The sequence below is a fragment of the Thermaerobacillus caldiproteolyticus genome (assembly GCF_015326725.1).
Classification (GTDB): Bacteria; Bacillota; Bacilli; order Bacillales; family Anoxybacillaceae; genus Thermaerobacillus; species Thermaerobacillus caldiproteolyticus.
This window is the reverse complement of the sequence record NZ_CP064060.1, coordinates 1,433,948-1,451,066: the sequence shown is the minus strand read 5'-3', so window position 1 is coordinate 1,451,066 and position 17,119 is coordinate 1,433,948. Positions and strand designations below refer to the sequence as shown.

18 protein-coding genes and 1 other RNA gene are annotated in these 17,119 nt (G+C 42.4%); 17 read left to right on the top strand and 2 right to left on the bottom strand.

The window, feature by feature from the left end:
* Window positions 1-6: 6 nt before the first annotated feature.
* The gene (locus ISX45_RS07040) at window positions 7-258 is read right to left on the bottom strand and encodes a DNA alkylation repair protein (protein ID WP_181556202.1); all 252 of its coding nucleotides are present in this window, start codon (window positions 256-258) and stop codon (window positions 7-9) included.
* A 146-nt stretch (window positions 259-404) separates the two neighbouring features.
* On the opposite strand from ISX45_RS07040, the gene ISX45_RS07035 reads away from it, so the two are divergent.
* The 3 genes from ISX45_RS07035 to ISX45_RS07025 all read left to right on the top strand — a co-directional run bounded on the left by ISX45_RS07035 (window position 405) and on the right by ISX45_RS07025 (window position 2,820).
* Window positions 405-1,163, top strand: a complete 759-nt coding sequence (locus tag ISX45_RS07035) for an alpha/beta hydrolase (RefSeq protein ID WP_181556201.1) — start codon at window positions 405-407, stop codon at window positions 1,161-1,163.
* A 26-nt stretch (window positions 1,164-1,189) separates the two neighbouring features.
* Window positions 1,190-1,351: a hypothetical protein gene (locus tag ISX45_RS07030; RefSeq protein ID WP_181556200.1), complete on the top strand. Its 162-nt coding sequence runs from the start codon at window positions 1,190-1,192 to the stop codon at window positions 1,349-1,351.
* 458 nt (window positions 1,352-1,809) lie between these two features.
* A complete protein-coding gene (locus tag ISX45_RS07025; protein ID WP_181556199.1) occupies window positions 1,810-2,820 on the top strand; it encodes a thymidylate synthase in 1,011 nt (336 codons plus the stop codon).
* Between the two features lie 403 nt (window positions 2,821-3,223).
* Here ISX45_RS07025 and ISX45_RS07020 read toward each other — a convergent pair whose 3' ends face one another.
* A complete protein-coding gene (locus tag ISX45_RS07020) occupies window positions 3,224-3,769 on the bottom strand; it encodes a flavodoxin family protein (protein WP_194520639.1) in 546 nt (181 codons plus the stop codon).
* Between the two features lie 175 nt (window positions 3,770-3,944).
* On the opposite strand from ISX45_RS07020, the gene ISX45_RS07015 reads away from it, so the two are divergent.
* From ISX45_RS07015 to ISX45_RS06950, 14 genes are all read left to right on the top strand, one after another.
* Window positions 3,945-4,595, top strand: a complete 651-nt coding sequence (locus ISX45_RS07015; RefSeq protein WP_181556197.1) for a TetR/AcrR family transcriptional regulator — start codon at window positions 3,945-3,947, stop codon at window positions 4,593-4,595.
* Window positions 4,596-4,731: 136 nt separating this feature from the next.
* Window positions 4,732-5,874, top strand: coding sequence for an acyl-CoA dehydrogenase (locus ISX45_RS07010; protein WP_194520363.1), 1,143 nt, complete (start codon window positions 4,732-4,734; stop codon window positions 5,872-5,874).
* 58 nt (window positions 5,875-5,932) lie between these two features.
* Window positions 5,933-7,567: an AMP-binding protein gene (locus tag ISX45_RS07005; RefSeq protein WP_194520362.1), complete on the top strand. Its 1,635-nt coding sequence runs from the start codon at window positions 5,933-5,935 to the stop codon at window positions 7,565-7,567.
* A gap of 18 nt (window positions 7,568-7,585) precedes the next feature.
* Window positions 7,586-8,938, top strand: coding sequence for an acetyl-CoA carboxylase biotin carboxylase subunit (gene accC, locus ISX45_RS07000; RefSeq protein WP_194520361.1), 1,353 nt, complete (start codon window positions 7,586-7,588; stop codon window positions 8,936-8,938).
* 23 nt (window positions 8,939-8,961) lie between these two features.
* Window positions 8,962-9,174, top strand: coding sequence for an acetyl-CoA carboxylase biotin carboxyl carrier protein subunit (locus ISX45_RS06995; RefSeq protein ID WP_181556193.1), 213 nt, complete (start codon window positions 8,962-8,964; stop codon window positions 9,172-9,174).
* Between the two features lie 14 nt (window positions 9,175-9,188).
* Window positions 9,189-10,097 (top strand): hydroxymethylglutaryl-CoA lyase, encoded by a 909-nt coding sequence (locus ISX45_RS06990; protein WP_181556192.1) that lies wholly within the window; start codon window positions 9,189-9,191, stop codon window positions 10,095-10,097.
* Between the two features lie 36 nt (window positions 10,098-10,133).
* A complete protein-coding gene (locus ISX45_RS06985) occupies window positions 10,134-10,916 on the top strand; it encodes an enoyl-CoA hydratase (protein ID WP_181556191.1) in 783 nt (260 codons plus the stop codon).
* Window positions 10,917-10,928: 12 nt separating this feature from the next.
* Window positions 10,929-12,491, top strand: a complete 1,563-nt coding sequence (locus ISX45_RS06980) for an acyl-CoA carboxylase subunit beta (RefSeq protein WP_194520360.1) — start codon at window positions 10,929-10,931, stop codon at window positions 12,489-12,491.
* Between the two features lie 26 nt (window positions 12,492-12,517).
* Complete coding sequence (locus tag ISX45_RS06975; RefSeq protein WP_194520359.1) at window positions 12,518-13,207, top strand: CoA transferase subunit A; 690 nt, start codon at window positions 12,518-12,520, stop codon at window positions 13,205-13,207.
* A 5-nt stretch (window positions 13,208-13,212) separates the two neighbouring features.
* A complete protein-coding gene (locus ISX45_RS06970) occupies window positions 13,213-13,866 on the top strand; it encodes a CoA transferase subunit B (protein WP_194520358.1) in 654 nt (217 codons plus the stop codon).
* Between the two features lie 45 nt (window positions 13,867-13,911).
* A non-coding RNA gene (ssrS, locus tag ISX45_RS06965) (6S RNA) lies at window positions 13,912-14,103 on the top strand.
* Between the two features lie 181 nt (window positions 14,104-14,284).
* On the top strand, window positions 14,285-14,725 hold the full coding sequence (locus tag ISX45_RS06960) for a MarR family winged helix-turn-helix transcriptional regulator (protein WP_181556187.1): 441 nt from the start codon (window positions 14,285-14,287) through the stop codon (window positions 14,723-14,725).
* A 3-nt stretch (window positions 14,726-14,728) separates the two neighbouring features.
* Window positions 14,729-15,367 (top strand): HlyD family secretion protein, encoded by a 639-nt coding sequence (locus tag ISX45_RS06955; protein WP_194520357.1) that lies wholly within the window; start codon window positions 14,729-14,731, stop codon window positions 15,365-15,367.
* 9 nt (window positions 15,368-15,376) lie between these two features.
* Window positions 15,377-17,059 (top strand): DHA2 family efflux MFS transporter permease subunit, encoded by a 1,683-nt coding sequence (locus ISX45_RS06950; protein ID WP_194520356.1) that lies wholly within the window; start codon window positions 15,377-15,379, stop codon window positions 17,057-17,059.
* The last annotated feature ends 60 nt before the right edge of the window (window positions 17,060-17,119 follow it).

Sequence of the window (17,119 nt, the reverse complement as noted above, 5' to 3'; positions counted from 1 at the left end):
CATTTTTCACCCCATTTCCGAAGAATGTTGCGCTCGTTTAATAAACATTTCCGGATTTTCAATGAGTCCACATGCAGCGCATTGAACGCGATAGCTCGGCCCGCGATAAGGAAGATGAAACGGGTTAAGTGTGTCGTTCGTATATTCTTGTTCGATTTCACCCGTTTGCGGATTGAGTTTTACCGCTCTCGGCTGCTGCTCAATCAAATTAAAGCGCGTTCGGTTCGTTTTGCAGTTTGGACATAACATCGGTTCCAAACAAATCACCTCCATTTTTATCTTCTAGAACTGGTGTGATGATTATACATAAAATGTGTAAATTTCCCATGCCAATATAGAGGAATCACATAGAAATATAGAGAAAATGTAAAGCAACAAAATAAAATAAAAAGGAGACGATCGACATGCAAACTGCCATTACACTAGAGCATAACGGAATGACGTTACGTGGCATGGAACATATACCAGGTACAGCATGCAGTCAAAAAGTTCCCGCAGCCATTTTGTTTCACGGATTTACCGGCACAAAGTTAGAGCCGCACCGTCTGTTTCTTAAAATATCAAGAAAGCTCGAACAGCACGGTATCGCCAGCTTCCGCTTCGATTTTTTAGGAAGCGGGGAAAGCGATGGTGATTTTGAACAAATGACTGTATCGAAAGAAATTGCAGAGGCGCATGCGATTGTTGATTTGGTGAAAAACGATCCGCGTATTGACACATCGAATATCTATTTACTCGGGTTAAGCATGGGTGGGCTTGTCGCCAGCGTTGTTGCAGGAGAACGGCCGGCAGATGTGAAAAAGTTAATCTTGCTTGCTCCTGCCGGAAATATGTATGAACTCATTATGCAGATGATTCAACAAGAGGACATTGACGTGACGACTCCATATTATGATCATGGCGGAAATTTAGTCGGCCGCGAGTTTTTGGAAGATTTAAAAACAATCAACGTGTTTGAACGAGCAAAACCGTATCACGGTCCTGTACTACTCATTCACGGCACCGGTGATGATGTCGTACCGTATCATGTGAGTAATGTGTACCGACAAAGATGTTATGGTGATCAAGCAACCGTTCACTTTATTGAAGGAGCGAACCATACGTTTGACCGGCACGACTGGGAAACAGAAGTCATCGAAACAATCAGACGATTTGTCGTTTGATTTCGCTCAGGTGAAAGGGAGGGAACGTGAGGGAGTATGTACGGGAATTTTTCTCTGCTAAAGATGTGATCGCTGCGGCGGTTACCGCTGGCGCTTCGTTTATTGCTTCGATCGTTCAAGCAACCGATATATCGATTGTTGTTCCGCTTTTATCGGTGTTTTTCTTTATATCGTTAGCGAGTCTATAACGCATCGCTTTATTTTTATGAAGCCGCCGAAACATCCGGTGTTACTTCAATGAATGAGGCGTCTTCACTATGATTATCACTCAGATCCGAATCATCTCACATGTTGTTTTTACCATTTTGGTACAGCTTTTCACAAATGGTCATGATCAGTTTGATTACGTATAGCGTTTCTCATCAATTCGTCTATTCTTTAGCGATGTATGCCGGATTGTCGATGACCTTACTTTATTACGAATTATGTCGCACATAGACCGATTCAGCCACGTACGTCATGAGGAAAAGGCAAGGATTACGCATTTTTAGTTCGAGGACCCGGAAAAGTGGAAAATGTTACTTACATTCTTTTTAATTAAGAGAAGGATGATCCTCCTAAGTTGGAAGAATATTTAATCAATAATAAAGCTATACCACAAGTAGAAAAATACTTTCAAGTTAATTGAGTCTGCGGAGGGATTTTTATGCAATATAACCGTTTTCATGAAGCTTATCTGGATATATTGAAAGATATTTATTATAATCCTCAGTTTTTTAATGCTCCACGTGGCAATCGGAGTCGTGAAAAGCTAAATGTAAATTTTACGATAACTAATCCGATTGAACGAGTATGTTACATACCTTCTAGAAAAACAAATATAATTTTCAATTTCGCAGAAGTCTTATGGTATTTATCATCAAGTAACCGTCTAGATTTTATAAGCTATTATGCCAAAAACATGGTTAAATATTCAATGGATGGAAAAACTCTGACGGGTACAGCATATGGCCCAAAAATATTTGAATTTGGTAATGCTAAAATCAATCAATGGCAGCAAATAAAAGATTTGCTGTTAAATAAAGATCCTGATTCTAAGCGAGCGTTTATGCAAATTTTTGATGCTTCAGAATTGGTTATTACAGATAACATTGATGTGTCATGCACGATTGGACTGCAGTTTTTTATTAGAGAAAAAAAGTTATATATGGCTTCTTATATGAGGGCGAATGATGCTTTCCGTGGTATGGTCAGTGACGTTTTTTCTTTTACCTTTATCCAAGAAATGATGGCTAAAGACCTTGGAGTCGAATTAGGTGAATATTTCCATAATGTAGGTTCTGCTCATATTTATGAATCTGATGAGGAAAAGGCAAAAAAAGTTCTTTATGAAGCAAATAACAAAACTCAAAATCTAAACCCTGAGCTTAGCTTTCCAAAGCTGCCGGATGGCAACAACTGGCCTTTTATTGAAATAGTATTAGAGCATGAGGCTTTACTGCGCAAAGATCTTATTAGGTTAAATTTAGATAACATTGAACAATTGAGAATACCAGAATATTGGAAACAAGTTTTGATGTTATTTAGTTTGTATCAACAAATTACTTATCATAGACCGATAGATATGGAACTTTATGATAGTCTATATCCGGTTTATCAATTTTTTGTAGCTAACAAGTGGCCAGAGTTATTTGCTACAGTGACAAGGGAATTATAGAGGGAAAGATTTATGTAAACACCATGGCGAGGAAAATCCGTTACCATAAATTTGTGATTTTCAAGGCCCATAGAGCAGAGGAGGTTATATAGATATATAAGCTCTTATTACTTATTGATCGTTGAAACTATCCTTTGAGAGGGAACATAAACCACTGAAAACTGGGAAGTGACTGTCTGTTATTTAGCTAGAGTGGAGGAGTATCGAAGACTATGATTTCAGAACAAATTGATGCTTTCTTTATTATTTGACTTGGACGGAGTTATTTATAATTATATGTATTTTAAATGAGTAAATTTTGTATCATTGACTGACAAGTAACCTTTGTCACTTAAAGCTTATTTTTTCACTTGGGCAAAGCTACACTCCCACTTTCCTAGGCCGTGGAAAGTGGGAGTGAATTTTATAACGACTGAAAAAATTGATTCCAGTACTTCGCTTGACGAATCGCTAGTTCGTCGCGGAGCACATCGCCTGGAGCATTTCCTTTTCCAATCAAATACCCTATGTATTCAAGACCGACAAACTGAAAAATATATTGAAATTGTTGAATGAGCGGCAGTCCTTTTACATACGGATCGTCTCCACCACAAATGAGAACAAAAGCCTTTTTCTTTTCCATTTCCGCTTTAAAAGAAAATCTCGTATCTCGTAAACTTTGTGACCAACGATCAACAAATTGCTTCATATGCCCGCTCATTCCATACCAGTAGATAGGCGTCGCAAAAATAAGCACATCATGTTGGCGAACCGTTTCAATCAATTGATCATAATCATCAGCAACTGCAGTGAACCCACCCGGAACGTGGCGCTGGTCAACAATTGGTCGAATGAAAAAATCCCTTAAATTCATGCGAGTACAAGAAATTCCTTTCAACATAACATCAGCTAATTGCTCTGTATTTCCGTTTTCTCTTGAACTCCCGTTAATCAATAATATATTGGTCATCATATCTACCTCGTTTCTTTATTTACATCACATAATCATTATAAACGATGATTGACATTTCTTGCATGAATTACGTATTTTATAATCATGAGTGAAAATAATGTCAAGATCAAATAATAAAAAATATTTAATTTTTCAGAAAATAATGTTAATATAAGAGTAAAGGAGACTTTTCATGGGAGAAAAAACATTAAAAGATCGAATCATTGATACCGCACTTCATCTCTTTGAAAAATATGGATATCATGGGGTCACTGTTGACCGCATCGTAACCGAGAGTAATACATCAAAAGGTGGATTTTATCATAACTTTAAATCAAAAGATGAACTTCTCTACCATATCCATGATGTGTTTATTACCTATGTACTAAACAAGGCACAAGAAGCATATAAAAATTACGACACACCAACAGAACGGCTGTACGCTATTATTCAGTCATTTGTAAAAGTATTCCATTTATATAAGCCGCATATTACTGTCTTTTATCAAGAAAGCACGTACTTAAAACCAGAATATTCCCAAAAAATTAATGAAAAACGGGATGAATTCAAACAAGTGATTTTTCGTGTCATTCGTGAAGGAATCGAGGCAGGGGAATTTCGCCGCGAGCTTTCCGTTGAAATTACCGGCATGTCGATTATCGGTATGGTGAACTGGACATATAAGTGGTATAAACCAGATGGACCAATGACCATTGAAGAAATTGCCCATCACTTTATCGATTTCATTTTACATTCCATTTTGACAGAGGAAGCAAAACAAAAAGAAAGCATTTCTTCGTTTTTCTTAAAGCACCGCCCCATTCCATCTAACATCTATCGGTAGGTATGGGTGGTGAAAAATTACTTTATATATAAAGGGCATTCTTATTAATATAACAAACCAACTAGTCGGTCTAAAAATATTTAAAACCGACTAGTCGGTTCAAATACATCATAGTTGAATGAATGGGGGAGAGAAGATGAATTTTGAATTAACGAAAGAACAGCAAATGATTAAAGAAATGGTCAGAGAGTTTGCTGAGAAGGAAATTGAGCCCAATGCAGCAAAATGGGATGAAACAGCGTGTTTTCCTGTTGAAATATTCAAAAAGATGGGGGAGTTAGGGATTCTAGGTATTCCGTTTCCAGAACAGTATGGTGGGGCTGGAGGAGACACGATTTCATATGCAATCGCTGTTGAAGAGATTGGTCGCGCTTGCGGGGGCACAGGACTTAGCTATGCCGCTGCCGTTTCCTTAGGGGCAAGTCCGATTTACTATTTTGGCACCGAAGAGCAAAAGCAGCAATGGCTTGTTCCGATGGCAAAAGGAGAAACGCTGGGAGCGTTTGGATTGACTGAGCCTAATGCTGGTTCGGATGCTGGAGGGACACGAACAAAAGCGGTGCTTGACGGAGACGAATACATCATTAACGGAGAAAAATGTTGGATTACGAACGCTGGATATGCAAGACAAGTCATTATTACAGCGGTAACTGGAAAAGACGACAGAGGAAAAAATATTATTTCCGCCATCATTGTTCCAACGGACGCTTCTGGCTTTATGATCCGATGTAACTACGACAAAATGGGGGTGCGCGCCTCAAATACATGTGAGCTTGTCCTTGAGAATGTACGTGTGCCAAAAGAAAATGTATTAGGCGATCCAACGAAAGGATTCAAGCAGTTTTTATACACCCTTGACGGAGGGCGCATTTCAATTGCAGCACTTGCGGTTGGTATTGCACAAGCGGCGTTTGAAAAAGCTCTTAAATATGCAAAAGAACGCACGCAATTTGGTCAATCCATTTCCAAATTCCAAGCGATTCAATTTAAACTTGCCGATATGGCGATGGAAATTGAATTAGCCCGCAATATGGTCTATAAAGCAGCATGGCTGAAAGATCAAGGAAAACCGTTTACAAAAGAAGCTTCTTTCGCCAAGCTGTTTGCGTCAGAAACGGGATTCCGTGTTTGCAATCAAGCGATTCAAATTCACGGCGGCTATGGATATATGAAAGAGTATGGAGTTGAGCGCCATTTACGAGACATTAAACTGATGGAAATCGGCGAGGGTACATCCGAGATTCAACGGCTTGTCATCGCCCGGCAATTAGGATGCTAAATGTTAGGATAAGTGCATAATGTTTAAATAGACTTGTACAAAGGAGAGGAGGATTTTTATGCTGCACATTACGATGGGGAAGCTGTTAGAAGAAAAAGCGAAACTACATCCTGAACATGAAGCAGTTGTGTATGCCGATCGAGGATTAAGAATGACATACAAACAATTTGATGATTATTGTCGGCTTGTCGCGCGCGGGTTCATGAAACTTGGCATTGAAGCAGGGGAACATATCGCGATTTGGGCGACGAATATACCGGAATGGCTCGCTTGTCAATTTGCCACAGGAAAAATGGGAGCCGTTCTTGTTACGGTGAACACGAATTATCGCACAGCAGAACTTGAGTATTTATTAAAACAGTCAGATTCAACGACGCTTCTTCTTATTGAACAATATCGCGATTCTTCTTACATTGAAATGATTTATGAGATTGCCCCTGAACTTCGCGAATGCGAGCCGGGTCAACTGAAAGCAAAGCGACTGCCTAAACTCAAAAATGTCATCGTTCTTAGCAACACTCGGTATCCCGGCACTTATTCATGGTACGATATCCTCTCCATGGCTCACGATGTGACAGAAGAGCAGTTAAACGAGCGAATGAACTCCCTTGACCCGCATGATGTCATCAACATGCAATACACCTCAGGAACAACAGGATTTCCAAAAGGAGTCATGTTAAGCCACTATAACATTGTAAACAATGCCTACAATATTGCGCAATGCATGAAACTCACCAAAGATGATCGGCTATGCATTCCAGTTCCATTTTTCCATTGTTTCGGTTGCGTGCTTGGCACATTAGCCTGTGTCTCAGTAGGAGCAACGATGGTACCACTTCAAGAATTCAACGCCAAACAAGTACTTCGCACCGTTCAGGATGAAAAATGTACGGCGTTACACGGTGTACCGACGATGTTTATTGCTGAATTGAACGATCCGGATTTTGATAAGTACGATTTATCATCACTACGCACAGGAATTATGGCTGGGTCCAGCTGCCCCATTGAAGTGATGAAAGCTGTCATCGAAAAAATGGGAGCCAAAGAAATTACAATTGCATACGGTCAAACGGAATCCTCACCGGTTATTACGCAGACACGAACAGATGATCCGATTCATTTGCGTGTCGAAACAGTGGGGCGTGCGCATCCAAATGTGGAAGTGAAAATTGTTGAGCCGGGGACGAACAAAGAAGTGCCACGCGGCGTGCAAGGAGAGCTTTGTACGCGCGGCTACCACGTGATGAAAGGCTATTACAACAATCCGGAGGCAACCAAAGAAGTGATTGATGAGGACGGATGGTTGCATACTGGCGATTTAGCGGTGATGGATGAAAACGGTTACTTCCGCATTACCGGACGGCTGAAAGATATGATTATTCGCGGCGGTGAAAACATTTATCCGCGTGAAATTGAAGAGTTTTTATATCAACATCCGAAAATTTTAGACGTTCAAGTTGTCGGTGTGCCAGATAAAAAATACGGAGAAGAAGTAATGGCATGGATTATTTTGAAGGAAGGGCAAACGGCCACAGCCGAGGAAATTCGCGAGTTTTGTAGAGGGAAGATTTCACGCCATAAAATTCCTCGTTACATCGAGTTTACTACTTCGTATCCGATGACAGCATCTGGGAAAATTCAAAAATTTAAGTTGCGAGAACAAGCGAAACAACTTCTCGGTCTTACCACATAAAGGAATAGGGGGGATTGTATGTTTTCGAAAATGTTAATCGCCAATCGTGGAGAAATCGCCGTACGCATTATTCGGACGTGCAAAAGACTAGGAATTCAAACTGTCGCCGTTTATTCGGAAGCAGACGCGGATTCGCTTCACGTCAAATGGGCAGATGAAGCATATCTTATCGGCAAGCCACGTGTCAGCGAGAGCTACTTAAATATCGAAAAAATCATTGAAGTCGCGAAAAAAACAAAAGTAGAAGCGATTCATCCGGGGTATGGATTGTTATCAGAAAATCCGACGTTTGCTCGACGCTGTGAAGAAGAAGGCATTGTCTTTATTGGACCGAGTGCCGATGTCATTGCAAAAATGGGCAGCAAAATTGAATCGCGAAAAACAATGGCAGAAGCCGGCGTGCCGATCGTTCCTGGCATCTCGTTTCCACTTAACGATGCCGATGAGGCGGTAAAAACAGCGGAAACAATCGGGTATCCGATCATGTTAAAAGCGTCGGCAGGCGGCGGTGGCATCGGCATGCAGATCGTAAAAAGCGAAGGAGAGTTGCGAAAGGCGTTTGAAGGAAACCAAAAGCGAGCCGCCTCCTTTTTCGGCGATGGAGCGATGTATCTGGAAAAATACATTGAAAATCCACGGCATATCGAAATCCAGCTACTTGCTGATCAACATGGCCATTGCATTTATTTATGGGAACGAGAATGCTCAATTCAGCGGCGCCATCAAAAAGTAGTTGAAGAAGCCCCATCACCGTTTTTAGATGAACAAACGCGGCGGAAAATGGGAGAAACGGCCATACGGGCGGCAAAACATATCGGCTATACGAATGCGGGCACGATTGAGTTTCTCGTCGATGAACAAAAAAACTTCTATTTTCTCGAAATGAATACAAGGCTTCAAGTTGAACATCCAGTTACGGAAGAGATTACAGGCCTTGACTTAGTCGAAGAACAATTGCGTATTGCTGCTGGTGAAAGGCTTCGTTATACACAAGACGAAATTCAGCAGGACGGTCATGCGATCGAAGTGCGCATTTATGCTGAAGATCCCAAAACGTTTTTCCCATCCCCGGGAAAAATTACGCTCTTTCAGGCGCCGGAAGGAGAGAATATTCGCAATGAAACGGCGGTAACGAGCGGAATGACAGTAACTCCTTTTTATGATCCAATGATTGCCAAACTCATTACAAAAGGACAAACTCGCCAAGAAGCAATGACTCGTATGTTGCAAGCTCTTGAACACTACCAAATTGAAGGCATTAAAACAAATATTCCAATGTTAAAGGAAGTCGTATCCCATCCCGCTTTTCAAGCCGGACAAACAACGACGAATTTTGTCGAACTACATTTGCATAAAGCGACAACAAAATAAGAAGAAATGGAGGAAGAAAAGCAATGAGCCAAGTAGTGGCAACGATGGCAGGAAACGTATGGAAAATTGTTGTGTCTGTTGGAGAACAAGTAGAAGAAGGGCAAGATGTTGTGATTTTAGAATCGATGAAAATGGAAATCCCGATTGCCGCAGAAACATCAGGAACAGTGAAAGACATTCGTGTACAAGAAGGTGACTTCGTCAATGAGGGCGATGTGCTACTTGAGCTTGAGTAAGAGGTGAAACGCGCATGAGCAAATGGCCACAACGTGTCACGATAAAGGAAGTCGGCCCTCGCGATGGATTACAAAATGAAGAAACCACCATTGCGACGGAAGATAAAATTACATGGATTAACCAATTATCAAAAACAGGATTGACCTATATTGAAATCACGTCGTTTGTTCATCCGAAATGGATTCCGCAACTCGCTGATGCATTAGAAGTAGCGACAAGGATTGAACGAGTCCCCGGCGTCACATACGCTGCGCTTGTCCCGAATATGAAGGGATTAGAAAAGGCATTAACTGCTCAAGTGAATGAAGTATCGGTGTTTATGTCGGCGAGTGAAACACATAATCGAAAAAATATTAATAAATCAATAGAAGACACATTTCCGGTGCTCAAGGAAGTGGTCAAGGTGGCAAAACAGGAAGGGAAAACAGTGCGGGGCTACGTCTCAACCGTTTTCGGTTGTCCGTATGAAGGAGTCATTTCTGTTGATCAAGTCATTAATGTTTCGGAAAAGCTGTTTGAAATGGGGATTGATGAACTGTCTCTAGGCGATACGATAGGGGTTGCGACTCCACGCCAAGTACAAGAGATACTTGAGCAACTGCTAAAGCGATTCCCGAAAGAAAAACTTGCCATGCATTTTCATGACACGCGCGGTACAGCGCTTGCGAATGTGCTTGCTTCATTAGAAATGGGCATGACCACATTTGACAGCTCGCTTGGCGGCTTAGGCGGATGTCCGTACGCCCCAGGTGCGTCGGGAAATGTCGCGACCGATGATTTAGTGTATATGCTTCAAGGTATGGGAATTTCGACGGGCCTTCATGTTGAGCGATTAACCGAAGCTGCATTATTCATTCAAAGCAAAATCGGGCGCCCGCTTCCTAGCCATTATTTACAAACGGTCGATGTACCGCCGTGCTAGCGTTCTATTTTGTCAAAAAAGGAGGCATCTCTTCTTATGTCCGAACAAGTCCTTTATTCGTCACTTGACCATGGTATTGCTCTTATTACCCTGAATCGGCCCGAGACAGCAAATGCATTGTCAATTGCGTTGCTAAAAGACTTGCAACAGTTGCTTCATCATCTTGCATTTCAACGTTCGATTCGTACTGTCATCGTCACAGGAGCCGGGGAAAAAGCTTTTTGCGCCGGAGCTGACTTAAAAGAGCGCGCTGGCATGAATGAAACGGAAGTGCGGAAAACCGTTGCGCTCATTCGCGAAACGGTTAATCAATTCGAACAGCTTCCACAGCCTGTCATTTGTGCGATGAATGGTTCCGCGTTTGGCGGAGGACTTGAACTTGCCTTGGCGTGTGATATCCGCATTGCTGCCGATACCGCTCAACTCGGACTTACGGAAACTTCACTCGGCATCATTCCGGGTGCCGGCGGAACACAACGGCTCCCTCGCTTAATTGGAAAAGGGAAAGCAAAAGAACTTATTTTTACTGCGAAACGAATTACTGCGCGAGAAGCGGAACAACTCGGGCTTGTGGAATATGTCATACCGCGTGAACAAGTGCTCGAAAAGGCGGTTGAACTTGCAAAACAAATGGCACAAAATGCACCGATTGCCCTTATGCAGGCGAAACTCGCTATCAACCGTGGCCTTGATGTTGACTTATATACAGGGTTGAAAATTGAACAAATGGCATATGACATCACCATTCCAACAAAAGATCGACTCGAAGGATTACAGGCATTCAAAGAAAAACGAAAACCCGTCTACAAAGGGGAATAGGGGGAACGAAATATGCAAACGAATGATGTCATCAATCAACAAAAGCAAACGCTCACTGAAAAATTAGAAGAACAAATCAAAAAAATCGAACAAGGCGGCGCTGCCAAATACCATCAAAAAAATGCAGAACAAGGAAAACTGTTCGTTCGTGACCGACTTAAATTATTATTTGACGATGGAATGCAATTTGAAGATGCGCTATTTGCCAATTGTCTTGCAGAAGGGCTCCCTGCCGACGGTGTCGTCACTGGAGTTGGGAAAATCAACGGTCAGACGGTTTGTGTGATGGCCAATGATTCTACCGTAAAAGCCGGATCATGGGGAGCACGGACGGTCGAAAAAATCATTCGAATTCAAGAAACAGCGGAAAAACTTCGCTGCCCTATCTTATATTTGGTGGACTCCGCCGGCGCGCGCATCACTGACCAAATCGAAATGTTCCCGGGCCGCCGCGGAGCCGGTCGCATTTTTTACAATCAAGTCAAGCTGTCAGGAAAAGTACCCCAAATTTGCTTGTTATTCGGACCATCTGCGGCAGGTGGTGCCTACATCCCGGCATTTTGCGATATTGTCATCATGGTAGAAGGGAACGCTTCGATGTATTTAGGTTCGCCGAGAATGGCGGAAATGGTAATTGGTGAAAAAGTGACGCTTGAAGAAATGGGCGGTGCGCGCATGCATTGTACTGTATCAGGATGCGGAGATGTGCTTGTCAAAAACGAAGAAGAAGCGATTGCCTTTGCGCGCCGCTATTTATCTTATTTTCCAGCCAATTTCAGTGAAAAGCCACCGATTGCTGAGGCAAAGCCGCCAAAAGAGTTTGAAAAAACCATTGAAGATATTCTTCCAGCCAACCAAAATGCACCATTTAATATGTATGACCTCATTGATCGTATTATCGACGAAGGATCGTTTTGCGAAATTAAAAAGCTATTTGCCCCTGAATTAATTACAGGGATTGCACGCATCAATGGGCAGCCGATTGGCATTGTCGCGAATCAGCCGCGCGCCAAAGGCGGTGTGTTATTTCACGATTCCGCTGATAAAGCAGCGAAATTCATTACCCTTTGCGACGCATTCAATATTCCGCTTCTATTCTTAGCGGACATTCCGGGATTTATGATCGGCACGAAAGTAGAGCGCGCTGGCATTATTCGTCATGGTGCAAAAATGATTTCGGCGATGTCAGAAGCCACCGTTCCGAAAATTTCTGTCATTGTGCGAAAAGCGTATGGTGCAGGGCTTTATGCGATGGCGGGACCGGCGTTTGAACCGGATTGCTGCTTAGCGTTTCCGAACGCACAAATTGCTGTGATGGGACCGGAAGCGGCTGTCAATGCGGTCTATGCGAATAAAATTGCCGAGTTACCTGAAGAGGAGCGTGCCGCCTTTATCGAACAAAAACGGGAGGAATATCGCCGCGATATCGACATTTACCGTCTCGCTTCGGAAATGGTGATCGACGGTATCATCGCTCCGAATGCGCTTCGTGATGAACTTATTCGTCGATTTGACGCGTACATGTCGAAATATATGACATTTTCAGAGAGAAAGCACGGCGTTTATCCGGTGTAAAAACAAAAAGGGGTGAAGAGGAAACCATGAAACCAGTCTACACCGATTTTGTAGAGGCAGTGAAGGATATTCAAGACGGTATGACCATCATGGTCGGCGGCTTTGGCTTATGCGGGATTCCAGAAAATCTAATTCTCGCGCTTGCGGAAACGGGGGTGAAAAACTTAACCGTTATTTCAAACAACTGCGGCATTGATGATTGGGGACTCGGCATTTTATTAAAAAACAGGCAAATCAAAAAAATGATTGGCTCCTATGTCGGGGAAAACAAAGAATTTGAACGGCAAGTTCTCTCTGGAGAGATCGAAGTAGAGCTCATTCCTCAGGGAACATTAGCAGAAAAAATTCGAGCGGGCGGCGCAGGAATTCCTGCGTTTTATACCCCTGCTGGAGTCGGCACACCGGTTGCCAAAGGAAAAGAAACGCGCGTGTTCCATGGACGTGAATATTTGTTAGAGGAAGCGGTGACAGCGGATTTTAGCCTCATTCGTGCCTGGAAAGCAGATAAAATGGGAAATTTAGTCTACCGAAAAACGGCGAGAAATTTTAATCCGATGATTGCCGCTGCTGGAAAAGTCACGATTGCCGAAGTAGAAGAGCTCGTCGACATCGGTGAGCTTGATCCGGATCACATCCATACCCCAAGCATTTACGTGCAACGCCTCATTGTCGGCAAGCAAGAAAAACGAATCGAACGATTAACGGTACGGGGGTGAGCGTGATGAGTATTCGTGAAAAAATTGCAAGAAGAGCAGAAAAAGAAATTCAAAACGGATATTATGTCAATTTGGGCATCGGCATGCCAACGTTAGTCGCAAACTTCATTTCTCCAGAGAAACAAGTCGTTTTGCAGTCAGAAAATGGACTGTTAGGAATCGGTCCTTATCCGACGCAAGAAGAAGTCGATCCGGACTTAATTAACGCTGGAAAAGAAACGGTTACTGCCATTAAAGGGGCGGCGTTTTTTGACAGCGCCGAGTCGTTTGCGATGATTCGCGGCGGTCATATTGATGTCGCCATTTTAGGAGGCATGGAAGTATCCGAAAAAGGAGACCTTGCGAACTGGATGATTCCTGGGAAAATGATTAAAGGCATGGGCGGAGCGATGGACCTCGTTCATGGCGCAAGAAAAATTATTGTCATTATGGAACATGTCAACAAAAACGGTGAACCGAAAATTTTAAAACAGTGCAAACTTCCATTAACGGGGCGACAAGTCGTGCATCGTATTATTACTGACCGTGCTGTCATCGATGTTACCGACAACGGCTTAAAATTGGTCGAAGTAGCGAAAGGCTATACGATCGAAGAGGTTAAAGCCTCCACAGAGCCGTCCTTATTCATCGACGATAACGTGAAACTAGACGCGTATTAAACTAACCCTCTTGCAAAAAAGCAAAAAATTAAGTATTATAGTGATTACCTGCTGCGTTGTACGTGAACGAATGAAGTTTCAACCGATGGCTGTAAAGAGGGAGTTCTATATCGAAACGGGAATGTCATGCCTCCCATTGATGATGGCAGAGGACGACAAGAACGTTTCTGCGAACACCCACCTAGTGGAGTGTGGTTGAGAAACTCCATTCAAACAACGGCAAATCGCGGCACTTTCATTGTAATGAAAAGCCGATCTCTACAGATAGAGATCGGCTTTTTTCTTTTTGTAAACATGTTTTTCTGATTTGTTGGAGCAATATTGTTGATTTCTCTTACAAACGTGTTATAATCATAATTCGTGTAGGAATAATTCGCATAAGAACTATTTGTAATGAAAATAAAAAGGGGGGAGGATCGTGGAGAAAGCTGGACGCGAAATCATGTATTCCGTGTTTCGGATTCAGAAGGCGCTGTACCGGCTCGTTCGTGAAGATGCGACTAGAGTCGGAATTACGGAAGTACAACTCATCGTTCTATACACATTGTTTAAAAAAGAGAATATTCGGTTAAATGATTTAGCTGAGAAATTAAACATGAGTAATAGCACTGTTAGTGGGACCATTGATCGGCTTGTCAGTGCCGGGCTAGTCATGCGGGAAACATCTAGAGAGGACCGACGTGCTGTCACGCTTCGTTTAACCGAAAAAGGAAGAGAAAAGCTAATAGAAGCCTTCAATCATGAATCCGTTCTCGTACAGCGGTTACGAAAAATAGAAAATGAAATAGAAGCCGCTGATATTGAGAAGTTATTATCGATTCACCAAACCATTAAAGACATTTTACTAGGGGAGGAATAGGACGTGAACGTAAGACGTTTGATTACCTTAAATATCATTGTGCTTATCTTATTAGTGGCAGGTGGATTCGCCGCTTATTATTATGTTAATGAAACAACGAACTATATTAAAACAGATAATGCTCGAATCGATGGGCAGGCGATTACGATTTCGTCACCGATTTCTGGAAAACTTATTAGTTGGTCTGGTGATGTAGGAAAAACATTTGACAGCGGTGATAAAATTGGGGAAGTGTCTGACGGGGAACATACTGTTCCAATTACGGTTCCTCACCATACAACCATCGTCCAACAAAATACTGTTACAAACTCTGTTGTCGCCGCGGGTATGTCTTTGGCACGTGGCTACGATTTAGATGATTTATGGGTTACAGCAAACATTGAGGAAACTAAAATTGAAGATGTGAAAGTCGGTCAAGATGTCGATATTTACGTCGATGCTTATCCAGATCGCAAATTTACAGGAAAGGTTGAAAAGCTTGGATTTGCGACAGCGAATACATTTAGTTTACTTCCAAGCTCCAATAATACAGGAAACTATACGAAAGTGACCCAAGTTATTCCGATTACGATTTCCATTGACAATTATAACGGGGCGGGGTTAGTACCAGGAATGAACGTCACCGTTCGCATTCACAAGTAGGTGATCGGTATGTCAACATTTTTAACCGCGTATATTGTTTTTTCAATTCTTGTTCTTGTTGTACTGAATTACGCAATAAGAAAAAGAAGAAACGCACCCGTCCTGCGCGAAGAAGCAGAAACGGCTGAACGTGTTCAACCGATAGATGAAGAGTCTCAAGCAGCACCGCCTCCAAATCAAGGAGGAATGATGAATATTGGCAGCAGCCGTATAAAAGTCGTTGCCACCATCATGCTCGGGGCGTTCGTAGCGATTTTGAATCAAACCTTAATTAACGTTGCTCTTCCACATATGATGAGCGATTTTAATGTTGAAACATCGACGATTCAATGGCTTGTGACTGGCTATATGTTAGTCAACGGCGTATTAATTCCGATTAGCCCGTTTTTAATTGCCAAGTTTCCAACGAAAAAGCTGTTCCTTTCGGGGATGACGCTGTTTGCGGCTGGTGCTCTCATTTGTTCATTTGCCCCTTCGTTCGCGGTTATTTTAACCGGTCGTCTCATTCAAGCCGTTGGTGCGGGGATTATCATGCAATTAATGATGGTTATTATGTTGAACATCTTCCCGCCAGAAAAACGTGGAGTGGCGATGGGGACAGTCGGGATTGCAATGATGTTTGCGCCGGCGGTCGGACCGACATTGTCCGGTTGGATTGTCGAACATTATTCATGGCGTTTACTCTTTTATATCGTGCTGCCGATTGCGATTGCCGATATTATCCTTGCTTTTCTTTGGTTAAAAAACACGCCAAAAACGGCGAATCCTACGTTGGATGTTCGTGGAGCGATTTACTCTACGATCGGATTCGGTGGAGTGTTATACGGCTTTAGTGAAGCGGGAAGTAACGGCTGGGGCAGTACAGAGGTAGCGGTATCAATTATTATTGGTGTATTGTTTTTAATTTTATTTACATGGCGCTGTTTAACTGTTGACAATCCAATTTTGAACTTACGTGTGTTCAAATATAACACTTTCACATTGACAACGATTATTGGCTGCGTCATTAACATGGCGATGTTTGCAGCGATGGTACTGCTTCCAGTATATTTACAAAACATTCGCGGCTTTACGCCGCTTGAGTCCGGGTTATTGCTATTACCAGGGGCAATTGTGATGGCAATTATGTCTCCGATTTCGGGAGCGATTTTCGACCGAATCGGTGCGCGTTTATTGGCCATTGTCGGGTTAACGATTACCGTTATCACAACGTGGGAATTCAGCCGGCTCACATTAGAGACACCGTATCGCCACATTTTATGGCTCTATATTTTCCGAATGTTTGGCATGTCTATGCTGTCGATGACGATTATGACCGCAGGATTGAACCAGCTGCCGCGTCAGCTATATAGCCATGGTACAGCAACAGCCAATACGTTGCGCCAAGTGGCTTCATCGCTAGGAACAGCATTTCTTGTTACAGTCATGTCAAACCGGGCAAAATTCCATGCGGAAAATTATACAAACGAAATGACAACGAATAACCCGGTCGTGACTGATATGATTGCGCAATTGAAACAATTGATTCCAAGCGACCAGGTGATTACGCAACTTCTGTACGGAATGGTTCAACAACGTTCTACTGTAGAAGGAATTAACGATTCATTTATTGTTGCAACAGGTCTTGCGCTTCTCGCGTTAATCTTATCGCTCTTTTTAAAAGGGAAAAAGAATGATATAACCTCTTCTTAATAAAAAACCACCTTTCATGAACCGCCTATGAAAGGCGGTTTTTTTGTTTATGTACGAAAA

Coding starts and splice junctions, on each gene's coding strand:
- ISX45_RS07025 (WP_181556199.1), top strand. CDS start 1,810: ATGCAATATAACCGTTTTCATGAAGCTTATCTGGATATATTGAAAGAT.
- ISX45_RS07020 (WP_194520639.1), bottom strand. CDS start 3,769: ATGACCAATATATTATTGATTAACGGGAGTTCAAGAGAAAACGGAAAT.
- ISX45_RS07010 (WP_194520363.1), top strand. CDS start 4,732: ATGAATTTTGAATTAACGAAAGAACAGCAAATGATTAAAGAAATGGTC.
- ISX45_RS06995 (WP_181556193.1), top strand. CDS start 8,962: ATGAGCCAAGTAGTGGCAACGATGGCAGGAAACGTATGGAAAATTGTT.
- ISX45_RS06975 (WP_194520359.1), top strand. CDS start 12,518: ATGAAACCAGTCTACACCGATTTTGTAGAGGCAGTGAAGGATATTCAA.
- ISX45_RS07015 (WP_181556197.1), top strand. CDS start 3,945: ATGGGAGAAAAAACATTAAAAGATCGAATCATTGATACCGCACTTCAT.
- accC (WP_194520361.1), top strand. CDS start 7,586: ATGTTTTCGAAAATGTTAATCGCCAATCGTGGAGAAATCGCCGTACGC.
- ISX45_RS07005 (WP_194520362.1), top strand. CDS start 5,933: ATGCTGCACATTACGATGGGGAAGCTGTTAGAAGAAAAAGCGAAACTA.
- ISX45_RS06950 (WP_194520356.1), top strand. CDS start 15,377: ATGTCAACATTTTTAACCGCGTATATTGTTTTTTCAATTCTTGTTCTT.
- ISX45_RS07035 (WP_181556201.1), top strand. CDS start 405: ATGCAAACTGCCATTACACTAGAGCATAACGGAATGACGTTACGTGGC.
- ISX45_RS06980 (WP_194520360.1), top strand. CDS start 10,929: ATGCAAACGAATGATGTCATCAATCAACAAAAGCAAACGCTCACTGAA.
- ISX45_RS06970 (WP_194520358.1), top strand. CDS start 13,213: ATGAGTATTCGTGAAAAAATTGCAAGAAGAGCAGAAAAAGAAATTCAA.
- ISX45_RS06990 (WP_181556192.1), top strand. CDS start 9,189: ATGAGCAAATGGCCACAACGTGTCACGATAAAGGAAGTCGGCCCTCGC.
- ISX45_RS06985 (WP_181556191.1), top strand. CDS start 10,134: ATGTCCGAACAAGTCCTTTATTCGTCACTTGACCATGGTATTGCTCTT.